16 protein-coding genes and 1 pseudogene are annotated in these 18116 nt (G+C 39.0%); 5 read left to right on the forward strand and 12 right to left on the reverse strand.

Annotated features, from left to right (window positions below; all coding sequences use genetic code 11):
* Positions 1–160: 160 nt before the first annotated feature.
* The 8 genes and pseudogenes from OFN67_RS02300 to OFN67_RS02335 all read right to left on the reverse strand — a co-directional run bounded on the left by OFN67_RS02300 (position 161) and on the right by OFN67_RS02335 (position 7501).
* The gene (locus OFN67_RS02300) at positions 161–517 is read right to left on the reverse strand and encodes a LysR family transcriptional regulator substrate-binding protein (RefSeq protein WP_270868019.1); all 357 of its coding nucleotides are present in this window, start codon (positions 515–517) and stop codon (positions 161–163) included.
* The gene (locus OFN67_RS02305) at positions 426–833 is read right to left on the reverse strand and encodes an EamA family transporter (RefSeq protein WP_270868020.1); all 408 of its coding nucleotides are present in this window, start codon (positions 831–833) and stop codon (positions 426–428) included. Before OFN67_RS02305 ends, OFN67_RS02300 begins: the two co-directional genes overlap by 92 nt.
* Before the next feature lie 205 nt (positions 834–1038).
* Positions 1039–2130 (reverse strand): glycerophosphodiester phosphodiesterase family protein, encoded by a 1092-nt coding sequence (locus OFN67_RS02310; protein WP_270868021.1) that lies wholly within the window; start codon positions 2128–2130, stop codon positions 1039–1041.
* A gap of 149 nt (positions 2131–2279) precedes the next feature.
* A pseudogene (locus tag OFN67_RS02315) lies at positions 2280–2393 on the reverse strand (methionine ABC transporter ATP-binding protein); the annotation flags it as partial.
* A 162-nt stretch (positions 2394–2555) separates the two neighbouring features.
* Positions 2556–3305 (reverse strand): hypothetical protein, encoded by a 750-nt coding sequence (locus OFN67_RS02320; RefSeq protein ID WP_270868022.1) that lies wholly within the window; start codon positions 3303–3305, stop codon positions 2556–2558.
* A gap of 65 nt (positions 3306–3370) precedes the next feature.
* Complete coding sequence (locus OFN67_RS02325; RefSeq protein WP_270868023.1) at positions 3371–4354, reverse strand: diaminopimelate dehydrogenase; 984 nt, start codon at positions 4352–4354, stop codon at positions 3371–3373.
* A gap of 116 nt (positions 4355–4470) precedes the next feature.
* Entirely contained in the window at positions 4471–4839 is a 369-nt protein-coding gene (locus OFN67_RS02330) for a DMT family protein (RefSeq protein ID WP_270864912.1), read from the reverse strand.
* 43 nt (positions 4840–4882) lie between these two features.
* Positions 4883–7501 carry a valine--tRNA ligase gene (locus tag OFN67_RS02335; protein ID WP_270868024.1) on the reverse strand — a complete coding sequence of 873 codons (2619 nt, stop codon included), beginning with the start codon at positions 7499–7501 and terminating at the stop codon, positions 4883–4885.
* Between the two features lie 168 nt (positions 7502–7669).
* Between OFN67_RS02335 and OFN67_RS02340 the strand changes: the two genes are divergently transcribed.
* Both OFN67_RS02340 and OFN67_RS02345 read left to right on the forward strand, forming a co-directional pair.
* Complete coding sequence (locus OFN67_RS02340) at positions 7670–9301, forward strand: cation:proton antiporter domain-containing protein (protein ID WP_270868025.1); 1632 nt, start codon at positions 7670–7672, stop codon at positions 9299–9301.
* Positions 9302–9347: 46 nt separating this feature from the next.
* The gene (locus tag OFN67_RS02345) at positions 9348–10313 is read left to right on the forward strand and encodes a methionine ABC transporter ATP-binding protein (RefSeq protein ID WP_270859442.1); all 966 of its coding nucleotides are present in this window, start codon (positions 9348–9350) and stop codon (positions 10311–10313) included.
* Between the two features lie 115 nt (positions 10314–10428).
* Here OFN67_RS02345 and OFN67_RS02350 read toward each other — a convergent pair whose 3' ends face one another.
* Positions 10429–11841 carry a DegQ family serine endoprotease gene (locus OFN67_RS02350; RefSeq protein WP_270868026.1) on the reverse strand — a complete coding sequence of 471 codons (1413 nt, stop codon included), beginning with the start codon at positions 11839–11841 and terminating at the stop codon, positions 10429–10431.
* A gap of 166 nt (positions 11842–12007) precedes the next feature.
* Here OFN67_RS02350 and OFN67_RS02355 point away from each other — a divergent pair, with 166 nt between their 5' ends.
* The 3 genes from OFN67_RS02355 to OFN67_RS02365 all read left to right on the forward strand — a co-directional run bounded on the left by OFN67_RS02355 (position 12008) and on the right by OFN67_RS02365 (position 13747).
* A complete protein-coding gene (locus tag OFN67_RS02355) occupies positions 12008–12895 on the forward strand; it encodes a DnaJ C-terminal domain-containing protein (RefSeq protein ID WP_270868027.1) in 888 nt (295 codons plus the stop codon).
* Positions 12896–12904: 9 nt separating this feature from the next.
* Positions 12905–13213, forward strand: a complete 309-nt coding sequence (locus OFN67_RS02360) for a heat shock protein transcriptional repressor HspR (RefSeq protein WP_270866408.1) — start codon at positions 12905–12907, stop codon at positions 13211–13213.
* A gap of 156 nt (positions 13214–13369) precedes the next feature.
* Positions 13370–13747, forward strand: coding sequence for a hypothetical protein (locus tag OFN67_RS02365; protein WP_270868028.1), 378 nt, complete (start codon positions 13370–13372; stop codon positions 13745–13747).
* Positions 13748–14030: 283 nt separating this feature from the next.
* Here the strand turns inward: OFN67_RS02365 and ftsZ are convergent, their stop codons facing one another.
* The 3 genes from ftsZ to OFN67_RS02380 are packed head-to-tail and all read right to left on the reverse strand — an operon-like array spanning position 14031 to position 18041.
* Positions 14031–15191 carry a cell division protein FtsZ gene (ftsZ, locus tag OFN67_RS02370; protein WP_270868029.1) on the reverse strand — a complete coding sequence of 387 codons (1161 nt, stop codon included), beginning with the start codon at positions 15189–15191 and terminating at the stop codon, positions 14031–14033.
* A 20-nt stretch (positions 15192–15211) separates the two neighbouring features.
* Complete coding sequence (gene ftsA, locus OFN67_RS02375) at positions 15212–16591, reverse strand: cell division protein FtsA (protein WP_270873942.1); 1380 nt, start codon at positions 16589–16591, stop codon at positions 15212–15214.
* Positions 16584–18041: a peptidylprolyl isomerase gene (locus tag OFN67_RS02380; protein ID WP_270866418.1), complete on the reverse strand. Its 1458-nt coding sequence runs from the start codon at positions 18039–18041 to the stop codon at positions 16584–16586. The genes ftsA and OFN67_RS02380 overlap by 8 nt, the downstream gene beginning before the upstream one ends.
* Between the last annotated feature and the right edge of the window lie 75 nt (positions 18042–18116).

The following is an 18116-nucleotide window of genomic DNA, read 5'->3' on the forward strand; positions in this document are numbered from 1 at the left end:
ACTTGGGGATACTGCGCCGAAATTTTGCCGAATTTCGCTTTTAAGTGTCATTGCGAGAATTTTTGCTTGCAAAAATTCGAAGCAATCGCAAAAGCAAAAAATATAGGCCGCTAAAATGGCAAAATTCTGCGAAATGCAAAATTTTGCCAAATTTTACTCACTATCTTTTATCTTCAAAGCAAAATTTATAAAACTCTTTTTCAACTCTGTTTAGTTGTTTGCCCTTTTTGTAAGCCAAAACTAGGGTTTTAGCATCGGGTGCGTCTGCAAGTTCAAAAAGCTTAATAAGGCTTGCCTTGTCGGATTTTACCATTTGCGGTATGGTAAAACACGCCCCGCCGCCGCTTGCGACAATGGAGTTTGCGATATCAAAAGTCTCGGTTTCGCACAAAATTTTTGGCTCAAATCCAGCCTTTTTAAACAACTCATTGTAGCCTTTGCGAGAGCGTAAATTTGAGTTTGGCAGGATAAATCTCTCGTTTTTTAGCGCTCCAAGCGAAATTTTGGGCGTTTTCAACGCTTAAAATAACGCTAGAAACGCAGATTAAAATAATGCCAATCCAAAGGCGAAAAGATATAAATTCCTTAAAAATAACCAAAGCAATCACAGCGGTGGCGACTATTTCGAAGTTGCTAAGGAGTGCAGCGTTTGCAGAGTTTGCCTTTAAAATGCCAAACATAAGCAAAATCGGAGCGATAATATCAAGCACAATCATAGCCAAAACATAAGGAAAATCGACTTTTTCAAGGTTTGAAGTGCTTTGTTTTTTGAAATTTAAAAAGTGAATTACACCCATGCCAAAACCTGCACCAAGATACAAAAACGAAGCCAAAAATGTCGCTTATATGGTGTCTAGCAGTATTTTTGAAAATGGAATTCCCGCTCCGTAAAAAAGTGCTGCCAAAAAAGCAAAAATCAAAGCAGGTAAATTTGATTGCATTATTTTCCTTTTATAAAATTTAAATTTGGCTAGTGTTTGTGAAAAACGCAAATTTAAAGAGTGTTAGTTTTCTACAAAACCTCGTTTGTCATATTTACTACTTTTTAGTTTGTTTTTCGTTGTATTCAACCGCATCGTTTATAAACTCGGTAAAAACACCGCTCACGCCGATACTAGATAGCAAATCAAGCATTTCATTTACATTATTTACACCTTTTGGCAAGGCATCTTTTCGTAGTGTCCAAGCGTGAATTTTTACATTTTTTTCCATAAGTTTTTTGGCAAATTCTGTCGGTTTTTTCTGCTTAAAATCGATTAGCGAAGCAAGACCGACGCCGAAATTATCTGTATATTTGAGCACTTCATCGATATTTGTGCAAAATTTATTTTTATAGTTTTTAAATTCACCTACACAACCATCTATCAAAAACACCAAAGGCAAATCCATACCGAGCTTTGGCATTAGCTCTGTTTTAATGCGTTTTAACTCGTTAAAATCAAAAACTTGCAAATAGATTAAATCATTTTTATCTTTATAGCCATATTTTTTCAATGTCTGTAAAACTTGCAAACTTATATCTTTTCCACGCTTGTGAAAAAAATATGGCATTTTGATTTCTGGATAAATTCCGATTTTTTTGCCAGTGGATTTCTCTAAACCACGAATAAATTCGAGCTCTTCCTCAAATGTATGAAACCTAAAATTTGATTTGTGAAGCGGAAATCTATCCTTAAATCTTGGGGTATCAGGTTTCTCTTTTTGAAATTCACTCGTTACATTTAACGATTTTATCTCATCTAGCGTAAAATCAAAAATTGCAAATTTATGATTTATATATTCAACACCAACACTTCTAAGTTCCTTAAATTCCACTGGTGGCGTGGTTTGGTTAGTATCACGCATTTTGTGCGGATACTTCGTATGCACATCACTAACTCGCTCAAATTCATGGGCGACTATGAGATGATTATCGCTACTTAAATACAAATCTTGTTCTAAAAAATCAGCCCCAAGCCCGAAAGCAAGAGCCTTAGCTTCAAGTGTGTGTTCAGGTAAATATCCACTAGCTCCACGGTGTGCAATGACTAAAAATTTATCACTCTCTTTTGAATTTTTGTTTAAATTTAATAAAATTTCCCCACCCACTATAATGATACACACGAATAAAATTTTATAAATATTTGCCATAAATAACCTTTGATTAAATTTCATTTTTCGCCGTGCGAATTCGCCAAATTTGGCATTTCACACGGCAAGTAAATTTACAAAAGCTCTTTTCTGAGCTCGCTAGGGGTTTTTGGCGAGATTAGAGCCGGTGCGATGTCAAAAATGCTAAACGCGCCACTATGCCCCACAATAGCGAAAATTTCGCCTTTTTTAATATCGGCTGAAACACCTTTTATAATCTCGTTATTGCCAAAACTTTTATGCAAATTTTCAATTTTTATCACTAGATTTTCCTTTTAAATTTTCAATCCAATGATTTTAACTAAATTTGCATAAATAGTGAATAAAAGCTAATTTATAGCAAATTTCACATTTATATGAAATGGTGTATGAATTTAAAAATTTTAGAAATCATGATTTTTTAAGAAGTTAGTCATATATTCTATTTAATTAAAATAGAATTTTTTCAAATTTTGTATATCAATATTTTGTATTAAAAACCATTTTTTGATTTCATTATATTCTTTGTCACTAACGCAAATTAGATAATTTCTTAATTTAGGATAAAAAAATCCTTTTTCTCGTATTATTTGTGGCGTGTTAGCTAAAATGGCTGGGAAAAGCGTGAAATTTTTGAAGCTATGATTTATGTTAAAAAAATAAAATAACTTCAATATAAAATTACCTACAAAAATAAAAATCATAAATAGAAATATTTTTATATCTATAAAATAATCTATAATTGTGATTGTAAAATATACTATACCAATTACAACATTCCAAATTCTATCATTTAAACCACTACCCCAAAATGGCTTTATAATATTTTCTTTAATTGTAGAATTATGAATTTGTCGTTCTTGCACACCATTTCTATAAAAAATAATGGAATTTTGATAAAAACAAATTTTGTCATCAAATGACGAACAATGATTAAAAATCACTCGCATAATAACAATAAAAATAAGAGCAAAAATAATTAAAAACCCAACGCTAACTTTATCGTTATTTGGTAAAAACAATGTCGCCACAGATACAAGATAAGCAGAAATCATTACAGATAAAACACACCCGCTTCTTATAAGTATTATAAATAATCTTTCATAATTTTTGATAATTAAAGGCTCTTTATCATAATCTCGCAAAATTTTATTTTTATTAAAAACATTATTTTTTAAATTTTTGTTTTCTACCAAGAAATTCCTTTTAATCTTCGCCGTGCGAATTCGCCAAAATTTGGCATTTCACACGGCAAGTAAATTTACAAAATCTCTTTTCTAAGCTCGCTAGGGGTTTTTGGCGAGATTAGCGCAGGTGCGATGTCAAAAATGGTGAATGCGCCACTTTTGCCGTCCTTATGCAGTCGGTGCGCCGCTCTTGCATACGCCACAAGCACGCTAGCCGTAAATTCAGGGTTTGAATCAAGTTTTAGGCTAAATTCGATTAGGTGTTTTGTCTCACCGTGCTCTCCTGTGCTACCGCTTCTTAGCACGAAGCCACCATGCGGGATTCCGCCGTGTTCGCGTTTAAGCGTTTCAAGGTCGATAAAATGCACGGTCGTATCATAATCAGCGAAATAATTTGGCATTGTTTTGATTTCATTTTCGATTTTTACTTTATCTGCGCCGTCTTCGGCGACCACGAAGCACTCACGCAAATGCTTTTCTCTCGTGCTTAAATTTGGATTTTCGCCATTTCTTACCCTTTTTAAGGCACTTTCTATCGGCACAGTGTATTGTCTAGCATCGACTACGCCTTTGATTCGGCGGATAGCGTCAGAATGCCCTTGGCTCACGCCTTTGCCCCAAAATGTATAGCTTTCGCCACTTTCTAGCACACTTTCGCCCACAAGGCGATTTAGCGAAAACAGACCCGGATCCCAGCCAATAGCGATAATGCCGACATTTCCGCCGCTTTTGGCTGCGTTATCGACATTTGCGAAGTGTTCAGGGATTTTGGCGTGTGTATCGAAACTATCGACGACGCAGAAGTTTTTGGCAAACTCTGGCGTTTGAGTTGGCAAATCAGTCGCCGAGCCACCGCAAAGCACCAAAACATCGAATTTACCTTTGAAATTTAATATTTCATCTATGCTATAAACACTCGCGCCGCAGGTTTTCACGCTAGCTGGCTCACGCCTAGAAAATACGCCGAAAACTTCCATATCGCTTGTGTTTCGCACGGCTAGTTCGACGCCACGACCTAAATTTCCATAACCTAAAATTCCTACTTTTATTTTACTCATTTTTTATCCTTTTTATTAAATTTTATTTTTGAATTTTGCCTATTTTTGGGCTTTCACGGCACCATTTCAAACCGCCAAAATCGTTTTGAAAAACCAAAAAATATCACCCTAAATTCCTATTTTTTAAACATAAAATACACAGCCAAAACTAGGAAAACAAAGCTTATAATGTGGTTTATGCGAAAGGCTTCGCTTTTGAAAATCAGCAGTGCAAACACGCTAAAAACGCTAAGTGTGATGACTTCTTGCAGGACTTTTAGCTGCCAAATGTCAAACGAACCGCCGTTGCCGATGTAGCCGTATTTGTTCGCAGGGATTAGCAGACAATACTCGAAAAACGCCACGCACCAGCCAAATAGAATAATCCCGAAAAGCCCAAGGTTGCTAAAAAACGGGATTTTGGTAAATTTCAGGTGCGCATACCACGCAATCGTCATCAAAACATTTGAAAAAATCAGTAAAATTATGGTGTAGTATGGTTTCATTTTGCGCCACCTAAATTTTTAATTTTATACTCTTTCGCATTTTTCACTTCACTCCCAAATTTGCAAGTTCGGTGCAAACTTTGTTAAACTGCTCTTTTGCGGCGGCAAGTCCATTTTGGTTAGTTTCGATGACGCTAGCAGGGGCTGAGGCCATAAATTTCTCATTTCCTAGCATATTTTCTAGCTTTGTGATTTCTTTTTCAAGCTTGGTTTTTTGCGAATTTAAGCGATTTATGATAGGGTTTAGATCTACGCCTTCAAGCGCAACAAAGCTTTCTAAATTCGCACTCACATCACGCACGGCATTTGCCACAGGAGCGCTTACAAACTCGATTTCATCGCATTTGGCAAGGGTTTTGATATAATCTTTTGCCCCGCTTAAATCAAATGAGCTTAGCACAAAAGCCTTTGCGATTTTAGCATTTCCTAAATCAATCGTCGCTTTTGCACGACGAATGCTCACAATCGCTTCAATCACGCGCTCAAAAAGCTTTTCAATTCCTTCGTTTTGCGCCGAAGTTTTTGGGTATCTCATCATGGTTACGGATTCTCCGCTCTCCAACGAAGTCCCGCTAAGCTCGTGATATAAATACTCGCTGATAAACGGCATAAATGGACTTAAAAGCTTCAAGGCTTCTTTAAAAATCATACCAAGCTCAGGGATTGCGGCTTTGTTTGCTTTACTTAGCTCAATCCCCCAGTCGCAAAATTCGTCCCAGAAAAATTTGTATAAATCTGTCGCAGCGTCGTTGAAGCGGTATGCGTCGAGATTTGCCCTGACCGAATTTACACACGCCTTAAAACGGCTTAGCATATACTCTCCAAGCTTTGTTTTAACCAAATTTTCGTCCAAATCACCGAATTTAGCCGAATTTAAAAGCAAAAATTTACTTGCGTTGTAAAGTTTATTTACGAAATTTCGATAAATCAAAAGCTTATCGTCGCTTAGGCGCAGATCCCGTCCCTGCACGCATAAAACGGTCAGCGTAAATCGCAAAATATCGGCTGAATACTCATCGATTTTATCGAGCGGATCAACGATATTTTTGCTTGATTTGCTCATTTTTTTACCGTCTTTGTCCTTAACTAGGGCGTGAAGATAGACATCTTTAAACGGCAATTTAGAAGTAGCATTTTCGCATTGGAAAAACATTCTTGCGACCCAAAAGAAAAGTATATCAAAGCCCGTAATAAGCATAGTATTTGGGTAAAATTCTTTCAAATCGCTTTCATGCCATTTTTCATCTTTTAGCGCGTCGCCGTTGCCCCAGCCAAGTGTCGAAATCGGCCACAAGCCGCTTGAAAACCAAGTATCAAGGACATCTGGATCTTGCGTAAATTTCGCACTACCGCATTTCGGGCATTGGCTTGGGCTTTCATTTTCGTCCGCCCACTCGTGTCCGCACTCGCAGTAAAACACAGGAATTCTGTGTCCCCACCAAAGCTGACGGCTAATGCACCAGTCTTTTAACTCCCTCATCCACGCATTAAAGCTATTTATCCAGTGCGCTGGGAAAAACTCAGCTCCGCCGTCATTTACCATTTTTATGGCGTTTTTAGCGATGTCTGATTTCACAAACCACTGCTTTGAAATATAGGGCTCGACGACATTTTTACAGCGGTAGCAATACCCGACTTGATTTTCGTAATCTTCGATTTTTTCGATAAAGCCTAGCTCATCAAGTTTTGCGACGATTTTATCTCTGGCTTCAAGGCGTTCAAGTCCAGCAAATTCGCCACAATATTCGTTTAAAATTCCCTTTTCGTCAAAGATTGTGATAAATTCCAAATCGTGGCGATTGCCGACTTCGTAGTCGTTTTGATCGTGAGCTGGTGTTACTTTTACGCAGCCTGTTCCAAATTCCATATCAACATGCTCGTCGGCGATGATTTTGATTTTTCGCCCTATAATAGGGAGCTGGACAAATTTTCCGATTAAATTTTTATAGCGTTCGTCATTTGGATTTACCATTACCGCCGTATCACCAAAGTAAGTTTCTGGTCTAGTCGTAGCCACAACTATAAATTTATCTTTTTCGCCGTCCAAATAATAACGCACATAATAAAGTTTGCCTTTATTTGCTTTGTGTTCGACTTCAACATCGCTAAGGGCGCCGTCGTGAGTGCACCAATTCACCATATAATTGCCACGCACGATTAAGCCCTTTTCGTATAAATTTACAAAGGCTTTTCGCACGGCATTTTTAAGCCCGTCGTCCATGGTAAATCTCTCTCTACTCCACGCTGGACCCACGCCAAGACGGCGGATTTGGCGAACTATCGTGCCGCCGCTTTGCTCTTTCCATTTCCAAACATGTTTTAAAAACTCATCTCTGCCGATTTCTTCTTTTTTAATTCCTTTGGCTAGAAGTTCGCGTTCTACGACATTTTGAGTAGCGATTCCTGCGTGATCAAGTCCTGGTTGATACAGCGCTTTGTATCCGTCCATGCGTTTATAACGCGTCATAATATCTTGCAAAGTGCAAGTAAGAGAGTGTCCGATGTGCAAAACGCCCGTTACATTTGGCGGTGGCATCATAATGCAAAAAGTTTTGCCCTTTTCTTGGATATTTTTGTTGCCGTCGATCTCGAAATAACCGCGTTCTTCCCAAATTTTATAAAATTTTTCTTCAACTTCTTTTGGATTGTAAAAATCTGCCATTTTAACTGCCTTTTTATTTGATTTTAAAAACTGATGATTATAGTTAAATTTCACTAAAAACCAGTTAAAATTCGAAATTTTATCGCCAAATTTGCCCTAAATTTGCGATATTTTAAGCAAAATTTTAGTAAAATTAAAGATTTAAAATTTTCCCCAGAAAGGTTGCAAATGGATTTTGCTATCGAGCTATTTTTGACGATTACTGCACTTGCAATCGTTCTAAACATAGTTTTCAAAGTCTTTGAAATCCCTAGCATTATCGGATATATCGTCGCAGGTGTGTGTTTTACGCAGATTTATAGTCTTACGCGCGACGAGAGTATGTATATGTCGCAAATCGCCGAATTTGGCGTGGTTTTTCTGATGTTTAGCATAGGATTGGAGTTTAGTTTCAAACACTTGATGAGTATGAAAAAAGATGTCTTTTTCAACGGATTTTTGCAGGTTGCAGGCACTGGGCTGATACTCACTCTCATAATAGATCAAGTTTTGAGCGAAAATATCAAAACCGCCATTATTATCGGCCTTGCCCTATCTTTAAGTTCTACTGCTATCGTGCTAAAAAGTCTAAATGACTCTGGCGAAATAAATCGCAATCACGGAAGAAAAGTGCTTGGAATTTTGCTTTTCCAAGATTTGGCGGTGATTCCGATTTTACTGATGATTGATATTTTTGCCTCCACAGATAGCACGCCTGTAAATGAGCTGATTTTGCACACCGCCATAAGTGCTGCGATTGTGATAGTCTCGCTCATAATTCTTGGCAAATTTGTCATAAATAGCCTTTTTACCTATGTCATCAAGGCAAATTCGAGGGAAATTTTTATCGCTACGGTTTTATTCGTGGTAATTGGTGCTAGTTTTTTAGCACATATTTTTGGGTTTAGTTATACTCTTGGCGCATTTATCGCCGGTATGATTATCGCCGAAACCGAATACAAGCGCGAAATTGCAGCCGGCATGAGTTCGCTCAGAGATATTTTGCTTGGTCTATTTTTTATTACCATTGGAATTCAGATTAAATTTGACATTATCGCCAACCACTACGGCGTGATTTTGTTAGGAATTATCATTATAATGGCGCTAAAAGCAGGTATTGTGTATGCGATTTTAATCCTTTCAACCCACAAAAGAATCGCGCTCAAATCAGCCCTATCTCTGGCGCAAATCGGCGAATTTGCCCTAGCGATTTTCGCACTTTTAATCTCCAAAAATTTAATAAACAAAGAAAACGCGCAAATTCTAATCGCAATCGTCGTTGCCACAATGATTTTAACGCCATTTATCCTAAAAAACCTAAACCGCATCGCAAACCGCTTCGAATCCAATGTCGAAAAACTCGAAGACGAGGTGCATAAGGTCAAAATTTCGCCTATGAAAAACCACTTCGTCATCGTCGGATACGGCAGAGTCGGTCAAGAAATACTGCTTAGACTGCGCGATAACGGCCTGCCATATATCGTGGCTGAAAGCGATTTGGAGCTTGTGGATCTTGGTAAATCGCGCGGAGAAAATGTGCATTTTGCCAATATGATGCAAAAAAGCGTCATCGACGAATTTAGCCTGCGTCAGGCATCTGTGATAATACTGACAATCACAAACCAAGAAAAACTCGATATCGTTACAAATATGCTAAATAAGGAAAATTTAAGCGCAAAAATCATTGTAATGTATTCAGGGCCATATCGCAAGGTCGAATTAGAGGGCGAATTCGGAGAGAATTTTATATTTATGAAGGAAGAGCGCATGCTAGCTGGCTCGCTTTTGCAAGAGGCGTTAAGACAAAAATTACAAAGCTAAAATTTTAAAAATTTAAGTAGAATATAGAAAAAATAAAGGAAATTTAGTGATAAAAATCGAAAATTTGCATAAAAGTTTCGGAAAATCCGAAATCATAAAAGGTGTCAGCGCCGAGATCAAAAAAGGCGAAATTTTCGCTATCGTGGGACAAAGTGGCGCGGGCAAAAGCACCCTACTTCGCTGTATAAACGGACTAGAAAATTACCAAAGCGGCAGTCTAAAAGTCGCTGGCAAAGAGGTGGCGGATTTAAAAGGCGATGAAGTGCGCGAATTTCGCAAAAATATCGGTATGATTTTTCAACATTTCGCGCTGATGAGCCGAAAAACGGTCGCCGAAAATGTCGCCACACCGCTTAGGTTTTGGAAATTTGAGGAAGGATATATCAAAGAACGCGTGGCCGAACTGCTCGAACTAGTCGGCCTCAAAGACAAAGCAAACGCCTATCCTAGCGAGCTTAGCGGTGGTCAAAAGCAAAGAGTAGCCATTGCTAGGGCATTGGCGCTAAAACCGCAAATTTTACTTAGCGACGAGGCGACATCTGCGCTCGATCCAAACACAACGACGCAAATTTTAAATTTGCTTAAAGAAATCAACCGCTCGCTTGGCATTACGATAGTTTTGGTAACGCACGAAATGGAGGTCGTCAAAAGCATAGCCAACCGCGCCATGCTCCTAAAACATGGCGTTGTCGTGGGCTCTGGCGATATCGTGGAGCTGTTTTTGCACCCTGATGAGCATATGAAGGAATTCCTAGGCGAAGAGGAAGTGCTACCACCAAATAATATAAATGTAAGGCTGTTTTTCCCGCCAGATGTCGCGTTTGATAGCATTATCACGCACATGGCGCACGAGCTTGGGATAAATTTTAATATCGTCTGGGGTAAGTTAGAGCGCCTGGATAAAAGCGTCGTGGGCTCGCTCGTGATAAATGTCCTACCAACCCAACTCGAAGCCGTGGAGAAATATATCAGCGAAAAGGGCGTGATTTACGAAGTCGTGGAGAAAAAATAATTTTTCCCAAAAAATTATAATTAAAATTAAAAAATAAAATCGGCGAAGTCGTTTGAAATTTGACTTCGCCAAATGAAAATTTGGCAAAGCCTAAGCCCTGCCAAATTTGCCAAATTTAGCGGATTACTAGCCCTTGTGGGATACCGTTTCTAATAACCCAAACTAGGACTTTTTTGCCTTTGTAAGCTTTGATATATTTATTAAAATCATCGATATTTTCGACATCGTTTTGACCGATTTGGATAATTATATCGCCCTTTCTAAACCCATACTCGCTAGCTTTTGAATCAGCTTTTACATTTGTTACGATTGCGCCTTTTAGATCTTTATTTAGCGCATATTTTGAGCGAATTTCATCATCTAGGTTTTTAAGGCTAAGTCCCTCTAATGCGCCCTCATCGACATTTGAGCTACCAGCGTTAGATGATTTATCCATGCTATCTAGTTTAAGGGTTACTTTTTGGTTTTTGCCGTCGCGCTCGAACTCGATTTCGACCTTGCTACCCGGATTCATCGAGCCGACCAAATTTTTAAGCTCGTTTGCATTTTTGACAGGTTTATCATCGACTTTTATAATCAAATCGCCCCTTTTAATGCCCGCTTTATCCGCCGGCAAGCCCTCTTCCACGCTCGAAATCAGCGCACCTTCTTTACTATTGTAAATCTCTTTTTGCTCTTTTGACATATCGCTAATCGTTACGCCGATATATCCGCGCTCGATTTTGCCGTCGCTAATGAGCTTTTTGGCGATATCTTTGACCATATTTGACGGGATTGCAAATCCTATGCCGTTATTTCCGCCACTTCTGCTTAAAATCGCCGAATTTATACCAATGAGCGCGCCACGGCTATCGACTAACGCACCGCCTGAGTTACCCGGGTTTATCGAAGCGTCTGTTTGGATAAAATTTTCGTATTGATTAAGCCCGATATTGTTTTTATTAAGAGCTGAAATTATGCCTTGCGTAATCGTGCCACCCACGCCAAATGGATTTCCGATAGCAAACACTATATCGCCCTCCACAGCCATTGACGAATCAGCAAATTTAATCGCAGATAGCCTTTTTTCCTCGATTTTGATAATCGCCAAATCGGTTTTCGAATCCGTTCCTACGACCTTGGCTTTATACTCTTTGTCATTATCGAGCAGTGTAACTACGATTTCATCGGCGTTTTCGACGACATGGTTGTTTGTGACGATGTATCCGTCATCTGAGATAATCACGCCCGATCCCAAAGAGCTGACCTCGCGCTCTTGTCTAGGCAGGTTAAAATCGAAAAATTGCTTAAAAAACGGATCGTTAAACATCTCCGCCATTGGGTTGTTTGCGACTTTGTGTTTTGATTTGGTCGAGATATTTACGACAGATTTTTTCGCCTCGGCAATCGAGCTGTGGTATGAGAGAACGACATCCTTGCTAAACTCAGGATTTACACGATCAAATTTCGCCCCAGCCTCGCTGATATCAATATTCGCGCCAAAAAGCGAAGCGCTAAGTGCCAAAGATAGCAAAATGGTTTTTTTCATTTAAATTCCTTTTGAATAAAATTTTTGTGCAATTATAAATTTCTAGGGCTAATATTTGTTTAATGTAATTACAAGATTTATAAACAAAATATATTAAACTTGATTGACATAGACTAAACTTTTATGATATAATCAATATAAAATTTAGACAAAAAAGGAAGGTAAAATGGCAAATTCTAGCCTTTATGAGACTCTCGGCATTAGCAAATCTGCCAGTGCTGACGAGATTAAAAAAGCCTATCGCAGGCTCGCTAGAAAGTATCACCCAGATATCAACAAAGACCCTGGCGCAGAGGAAAAATTCAAAGAAATCAACGCAGCGTATGAAATTTTAAGCGATGAGAAAAAACGCGCTCAGTATGACCAATACGGCGATTCTATGTTTGGCGGTCAAAATTTCCACGATTTCGCCAAGGGTTCGGCTGGCATGGGCGATTTAAACGACATTTTAAACAGCATTTTTGGTGGATTTTCTGGCGCAAAAAGCTCTCGCGGGGGCTTTGATTTTGGTGGCGGGTTTAATCCGTTTGGATTCGGTGCTGGGTTTAGTGGCGGATTTGGCGCGGATTTAGACAAACACAGCGCGATCGAAATCCCCTTTGACACCGCGATAAATGGCGGAGAAATGAGTATAAATTTAGGCGGCGAAAATGTGAAATTCAAGATCCCAGCGGGGATTAACACAGGCGAGAAACTGCGCATTAGGGGCAAAGGCAACTCAAACGGCGAGCAAAGCGGGGATTTGATTTTGGAGATTAAAATTTCGCCAAGCGCTGAGTATGAGCGCAACGGCGATGATTTGAGCAAAAAAATCGATGTCCCGCTAAAAACTGCGCTTTTTGGTGGCAAAATCGAGGTCGCCACACCCAAAAAAACAGCCACGATTAAAATCAGCAAAAACACCAAAAACGGCCAAAAATACCGCCTCAAAGGCTATGGCGTGCAAAACCGCAAAACCAAAATTTTAGGCGACCTCTACGCCGTAGTAAATATCGTCTTGCCAGATGCCGATAGCCTAAGCGACGAGGTTCGCGAGGCATTAGAAAGCTTATAAGGAGAGAATATGCACGATTATGACGAGCCGGTTTATCTAATCTCAATCGTAGCCAAAGTCCTTGATATCCACCCCCAAACCCTGCGCCAATACGAGCGCGAAGGGCTAGTCAAGCCGGGCAGGACGGACGGGAAAATGAGGCTGTATTCGGCGCGCGATATGGATAAAATCCGTATGATAGTAAATCTCACAAAGGAGCTCGGCGTGAATTTAGCGGGCGTGGATGTGATTTTTAGACTGCAAGATCAAATCAGCGAATACGAAAAAGAGATCGAAATTTTGCGCGGGAAGATTTTAGAACTCGGCGGGGAGATTTGAAATTTATAAATTTTATTCAGTAAATAATCAAAATGACCCAGTTCGTACTCCACACACGATATTGAACCCAAAAACTTGGGAATATGGCAATCCATTTTATTATCAGCATGTTGAGGCTTATGGTGGAGTTGGAAATGTATTTCAAGGAAGTGAGAAATGAAAAAATATGTATTATTAATTCCTTTTGCGATTTTTTTAAATTCTTGTAGTATAAATAATAAATTTTTAGATTGGGGAAAGTATGGATTTGTCAGCAAGTGTGGTTTTGCAAAACAGACTATTGATGACGAAAAAATTTATATCAGCAAAAATAAAGAATATTTAGATGTTTATGTTTATACGGACTATAAATTTAAAGATAATTTTTATACAAAGATTGATGTTTTTTCTCATCACAACGGCAAATTACCGATAATCCCGATAGAAACTTGCACCAACGAGTGGTGTAAAATTTATTATCCTTGTGGCGATACAGAATATTTTGTAAAAAAAGATGATATAGAACAATACAAAACTTGGGGTCATAAAAAATGACTAAATTTATAAATTTGTTTATAATAATTTTATTGGTTGTATCAAATTTGCAAGCAAATTTAACCCATGAAAACCTAGCAAATACTAGTTTAATAAAGGCTAGAATTTAGGTTTAATGGTGCTTTTAGGAATTCAAATCTCAAAAAGATAAAAAATCGCGTTGCAACTGTATTTGGAGGAATCGCAAAAGGCTTATAAAATTTTCTAAATTTTAAAATTTATCTAAATCAAACCGGTGCGCGGGGTGCACACCGATAATAGAAGAATTGCTTTTAAAGGATTATTAATCCATTTGTTTGCGTAAAAATGTCGGCTCTTCTAACTCATCATAAGTTTCATCGCCGTTGAAATCGCCACTAGCTACTTTTTGTTTAGCGAAAAATGAGCTTCTAGCGTAGCTTTCTAGGATAGCTTGTCTGCTATCAGCGACGCTTTGTTTAGTTACTTGCTTTTTTTCAGCGGCGCTCTTTTCAAAGCCAGTAGCTATCAGAGTTACCTCTACGCGGTTATTTTCGATACTATCATCTGTTGTCGTTCCAAAGATTATGTCCGCGTCCTCGCTGACAGCCTCTTTGACGATATTCATAGCAGACTCAATTTCCCAAAGCGGACAATCAGGTGAAATTTTGCAATGAACCAAAACGCCTTGTGCGCCCTTGATTGAAACATTATCAAGTAGCGGTGATTGGATAGCTGCTTTTATCGCTTCCTCTGCTGCATTCTCGCCCTCGCATACACCTGTGCCCATTAGCGCCATACCGCGGTGTTGCATTACCTTGCGAACATCAGCGTAATCCACATTCATATCGCTATCGCCTGATTCTAAAATCACAGAAATCATACCATTTACAGCTTGTGCTAGGACATTATCGACCTTTTTGTAAGCCTCTTTAATACCTGTTTTTTTATCAATGATTTTCAACAAATTTTGATTTGGGATTACGATTACAGAATCGCACTCTTTTTTAAGCTCTTCCAAGCCCTCTTGCGCTAGGCGCATGCGTTTTTTACCCTCGAAATCAAACGGAGTTGTAACGATACCGATTGTTAGAGCTTTTTTCTCCTTAGCGGCTTTTGCTACGATTGGAGCCGCGCCAGTGCCTGTGCCACCGCCAAAACCAGAGCCTACAAAAACCATATCAGCGTAATCTAGGCGATCTTTTAGATCCTCATAGCTCTCCTCAGCCGCGCCACGACCCATAGTAGGATCCATACCGCAACCAAGCCCTCTGGTTAAATTTGGTCCAAGCTGAATTCTAGTTTTTGCAATTGATTTTTCTAGCGCTTGAACATCTGTGTTAGCTACCATAAGCTCGACATCAGCCTTAGTAAAACCCTCTCTAATCATATGATTAATCATATTGCAACCGCCGCCGCCGACGCCGATTACTTTCATTTTGGCGCCATAAACACCTTTGTTTTCTTCCACAATAAATCCTTTCATTGCAATCTCCTCTATTAAATTTAAAAGCTATTTTTTATCATTGTTATAAATTTTTCAATCATATTTGGCTTCTTTTTCTCTGGAAGCCCAATGCCCAGCCCGCCGTTATTTGCCATAGTGTTAGTGTTAGCAACACTGCTTTTTACCTCTTCTGTTTCTATCGCTTGCGTTACTTCTTTTTCATAGTATGTCGAACTCTCTCTGCCAGTAGAGATTTTTATAGTTTCGTCTTTGTAACGAAGCTCGCCGTTAGAATCAATCTCATACGGCGTAAAATCGCCAAATCCATACATACAAAGTCCAACCGCACAAGCATTAGCGCTATCATAAGAAATCTCAGAAAGCCCACTAACGCTCTTTGGTCTAGCCACTCTAACAGATATGTTATCAAAAACCATAGTGCCTAGGTCTCTGACATCATCTAGCTTAGCCATACCACCAGTGATGACTACGCCAGCGCCAAGCCTGTCTTTGTAGCCACTTTTATCGATTTTATCGGCTAAAAGATCGAATATTTCCTTAACTCTTGCTAATATTACTTGCGAAATAATTTCAAGGGAAATCAACTTACTCTCATCTTCCCTTTCACCCATTATAGGCAAATTTACCTCGCTGTCGCCCTCGTTTATCAAATCATTATATGTGATTTTTATATTTTCTGCATAAGGTAGCGGTGTGTGAAGCGCGCGAGAAAGGTCGTTAGTGATGTTATTCGAACCTAACATAACAACATCGTTATAACGCAATGAATTGCCTAGGTGAATAACCACATCGCAAGTCGCTCCGCCCATATCTATAAGCACCACGCCTAACTCTTTTTCATCTTTTGTTAGCGTAGAAATTGATGAGGCATAGCCAGATAGGACTATATTGCTAACCTTTACCCCTGCCATTTCTACTGATTTTTTCAAATTTTGGATTGAGCTTTTTGGAGCGATTATGATATGAACTGATACTTCTAGCCTCGATCCACTCATGCCAAGAGGATCTTCTATATGCTCTTGCTCGTCGATTTTGAAATCATAAGGAAGCACATGCAAAATAGCATAGTCGTTCGGGACATTGGCTTGCGCTTGGGCTACCTTCATAGCGCGATCTATCTCATGAATACCGATCTCGCGCTCCATAGTGATTACGCCACGCGATTTGACACTTTTGGCATACGAACCAGATATCGAAACCACCGCTCTATCGTAGTTGCGACCAGCACTTTTGATAGCGCCTTTTACAGCTTGTTTGATTGAGCTAGCAGCCTGCTCGATGTTAGTAATCACACCCTTTTTTATACCCAAGGTATCAGCTACACCTACTCCGCTAATGCTCAACTCGCCATCATTTTTGGCTATTAAAGCACGAATTTTGTTAGACCCGATGTCTAAGCCTAAGATATACTCACTCACTATCTCTACCTTTATAATATCTTTCGAGTTTATAACGCTTTTCAAGAAGTTTTAACAAATCGCCTTGGAGATTTGAATTTATCATACCGTCGATTTTTTGCGCTACCATAGATTTGTTTTCGTTTATGCTAGTATCATCGCCTAAGCTTTGTTCTGTGATTTTATAAACCAAAGCCTTATCGTCAAAAAGCACAACGCCCTCTTTGGCAGGTTTAGAAAACATTTCGCTGATAAATTTATAAAATTCATCATCTCTAAGCGAAGTTGTATTTTGTGAATTTAGCGTAAATTTGCCAAATTCGGTTCCTTTAAAATCTTTAAGTGCGTTTTGCGCATTTTCGCTTAAAAGCTCGCTAGCCCTAACCACGCGATAATCAGCCGCCGCTAACTCTTTTGCCTCTTCGAAACTAAGAGGTTTTGGCTCGTCTATGCTAGCGATTTTTACGATTAAATTTCCGTCATTGTAAGCAAAAGGTTTTAAAATTTCACCAACCTTAGCCTCTCCAAGCTCACCCACAGGAAATGTGCTAGGCGTGGCGATAATAGTTTCATTAGTATCAGCTTCGCCTTTTTTGATTTCCAAATATTTTTTTAGCGCTGTTTTTTTGGCTTGATCGATGCTAAAATCCTTTATCACACTATCTTTTGCTGCGGCGAAATCTAGCACCTTATCATCGCTCCCACGATACGCCGAGCGATTTTCGTTATAAAATTTTTCTAACTCAGCGTCGCTAACCTCTGCCATGTTAGTCGGCATAAAGTATGTGCTAAGGGTGTATTTTTTCTCACTCATATAGTGATCTTTTTCGCCCTCCCAAAATTTCTTTAACTCATCGTCGCTAAAACTAACATTATCATCGGCGTAAATCATCTGCGCTTGCACGCTATCTTGCACCAAACCAGAGGCTGTGATAGCCTCGACGATATCCATATTTGGCACGACTTTTATCGCGTCGCTAAGCTTTTCTAGCGTGATTGCTTTTTGCAAATTTCGCTCAAATTCTTTTTTGGTAAGACCTGAATTTTTGACGCTGTTATCATATAAAGTCTGATTAAAAACGCCATTTTCTTGGAAGGCTGGCGCATTTACCACAAACTCGGCCACATCTTTTTCCGTAGCCCTTAGCCCCAAATCGTTAGCGAAATTTAAAAAATACGCCTCTTTAATAAGCTCGTTTGCAGCGATTTCGTCTAGGCGCATTTGATCAGCTTGTTCCCTAGTAAATCTGCCGTCACTCATGCTATAAAGACGATTGTAAAGCTCAGAATATTTCGTATTTAGTTCTTGGTTAGTAACAGAAATTTGTCCTACTTTGGCGATAGAACCAGCTCTGTTTGCGTTCATATCATACGCGCCCCAGCCCACAAAACCAGCACCAACGAAAGCTATCGTGCTAATCCAGATAGTAGGTATGAGCGACTTTTTATGCTTTTGCATCCAATTGATCATAAATTATTTCCCTTTAATCAACTAACAAAATGTGTTAGTATTATACAGATAAAAACCTTATGTAACACTGAAAAA

The organism is Campylobacter sp. JMF_11 EL3 (assembly GCF_027736965.1).
Lineage (GTDB): Bacteria > Campylobacterota > Campylobacteria > Campylobacterales > Campylobacteraceae > Campylobacter_B.

Bases quoted from the DNA above. Each gene is read 5' to 3' on its own strand.
- OFN67_RS02365 (WP_270868028.1), top strand. From the start codon at position 13,370: ATGAAAAAATATGTATTATTAATTCCTTTTGCGATTTTTTTAAATTCT.
- OFN67_RS02355 (WP_270868027.1), top strand. From the start codon at position 12,008: ATGGCAAATTCTAGCCTTTATGAGACTCTCGGCATTAGCAAATCTGCC.
- OFN67_RS02340 (WP_270868025.1), top strand. From the start codon at position 7,670: ATGGATTTTGCTATCGAGCTATTTTTGACGATTACTGCACTTGCAATC.
- OFN67_RS02360 (WP_270866408.1), top strand. From the start codon at position 12,905: ATGCACGATTATGACGAGCCGGTTTATCTAATCTCAATCGTAGCCAAA.
- OFN67_RS02380 (WP_270866418.1), bottom strand. From the start codon at position 18,041: ATGATCAATTGGATGCAAAAGCATAAAAAGTCGCTCATACCTACTATC.
- OFN67_RS02325 (WP_270868023.1), bottom strand. From the start codon at position 4,354: ATGAGTAAAATAAAAGTAGGAATTTTAGGTTATGGAAATTTAGGTCGT.
- OFN67_RS02310 (WP_270868021.1), bottom strand. From the start codon at position 2,130: ATGGCAAATATTTATAAAATTTTATTCGTGTGTATCATTATAGTGGGT.
- ftsZ (WP_270868029.1), bottom strand. From the start codon at position 15,191: ATGAAAGGATTTATTGTGGAAGAAAACAAAGGTGTTTATGGCGCCAAA.
- OFN67_RS02335 (WP_270868024.1), bottom strand. From the start codon at position 7,501: ATGGCAGATTTTTACAATCCAAAAGAAGTTGAAGAAAAATTTTATAAA.
- OFN67_RS02350 (WP_270868026.1), bottom strand. From the start codon at position 11,841: ATGAAAAAAACCATTTTGCTATCTTTGGCACTTAGCGCTTCGCTTTTT.
- OFN67_RS02330 (WP_270864912.1), bottom strand. From the start codon at position 4,839: ATGAAACCATACTACACCATAATTTTACTGATTTTTTCAAATGTTTTG.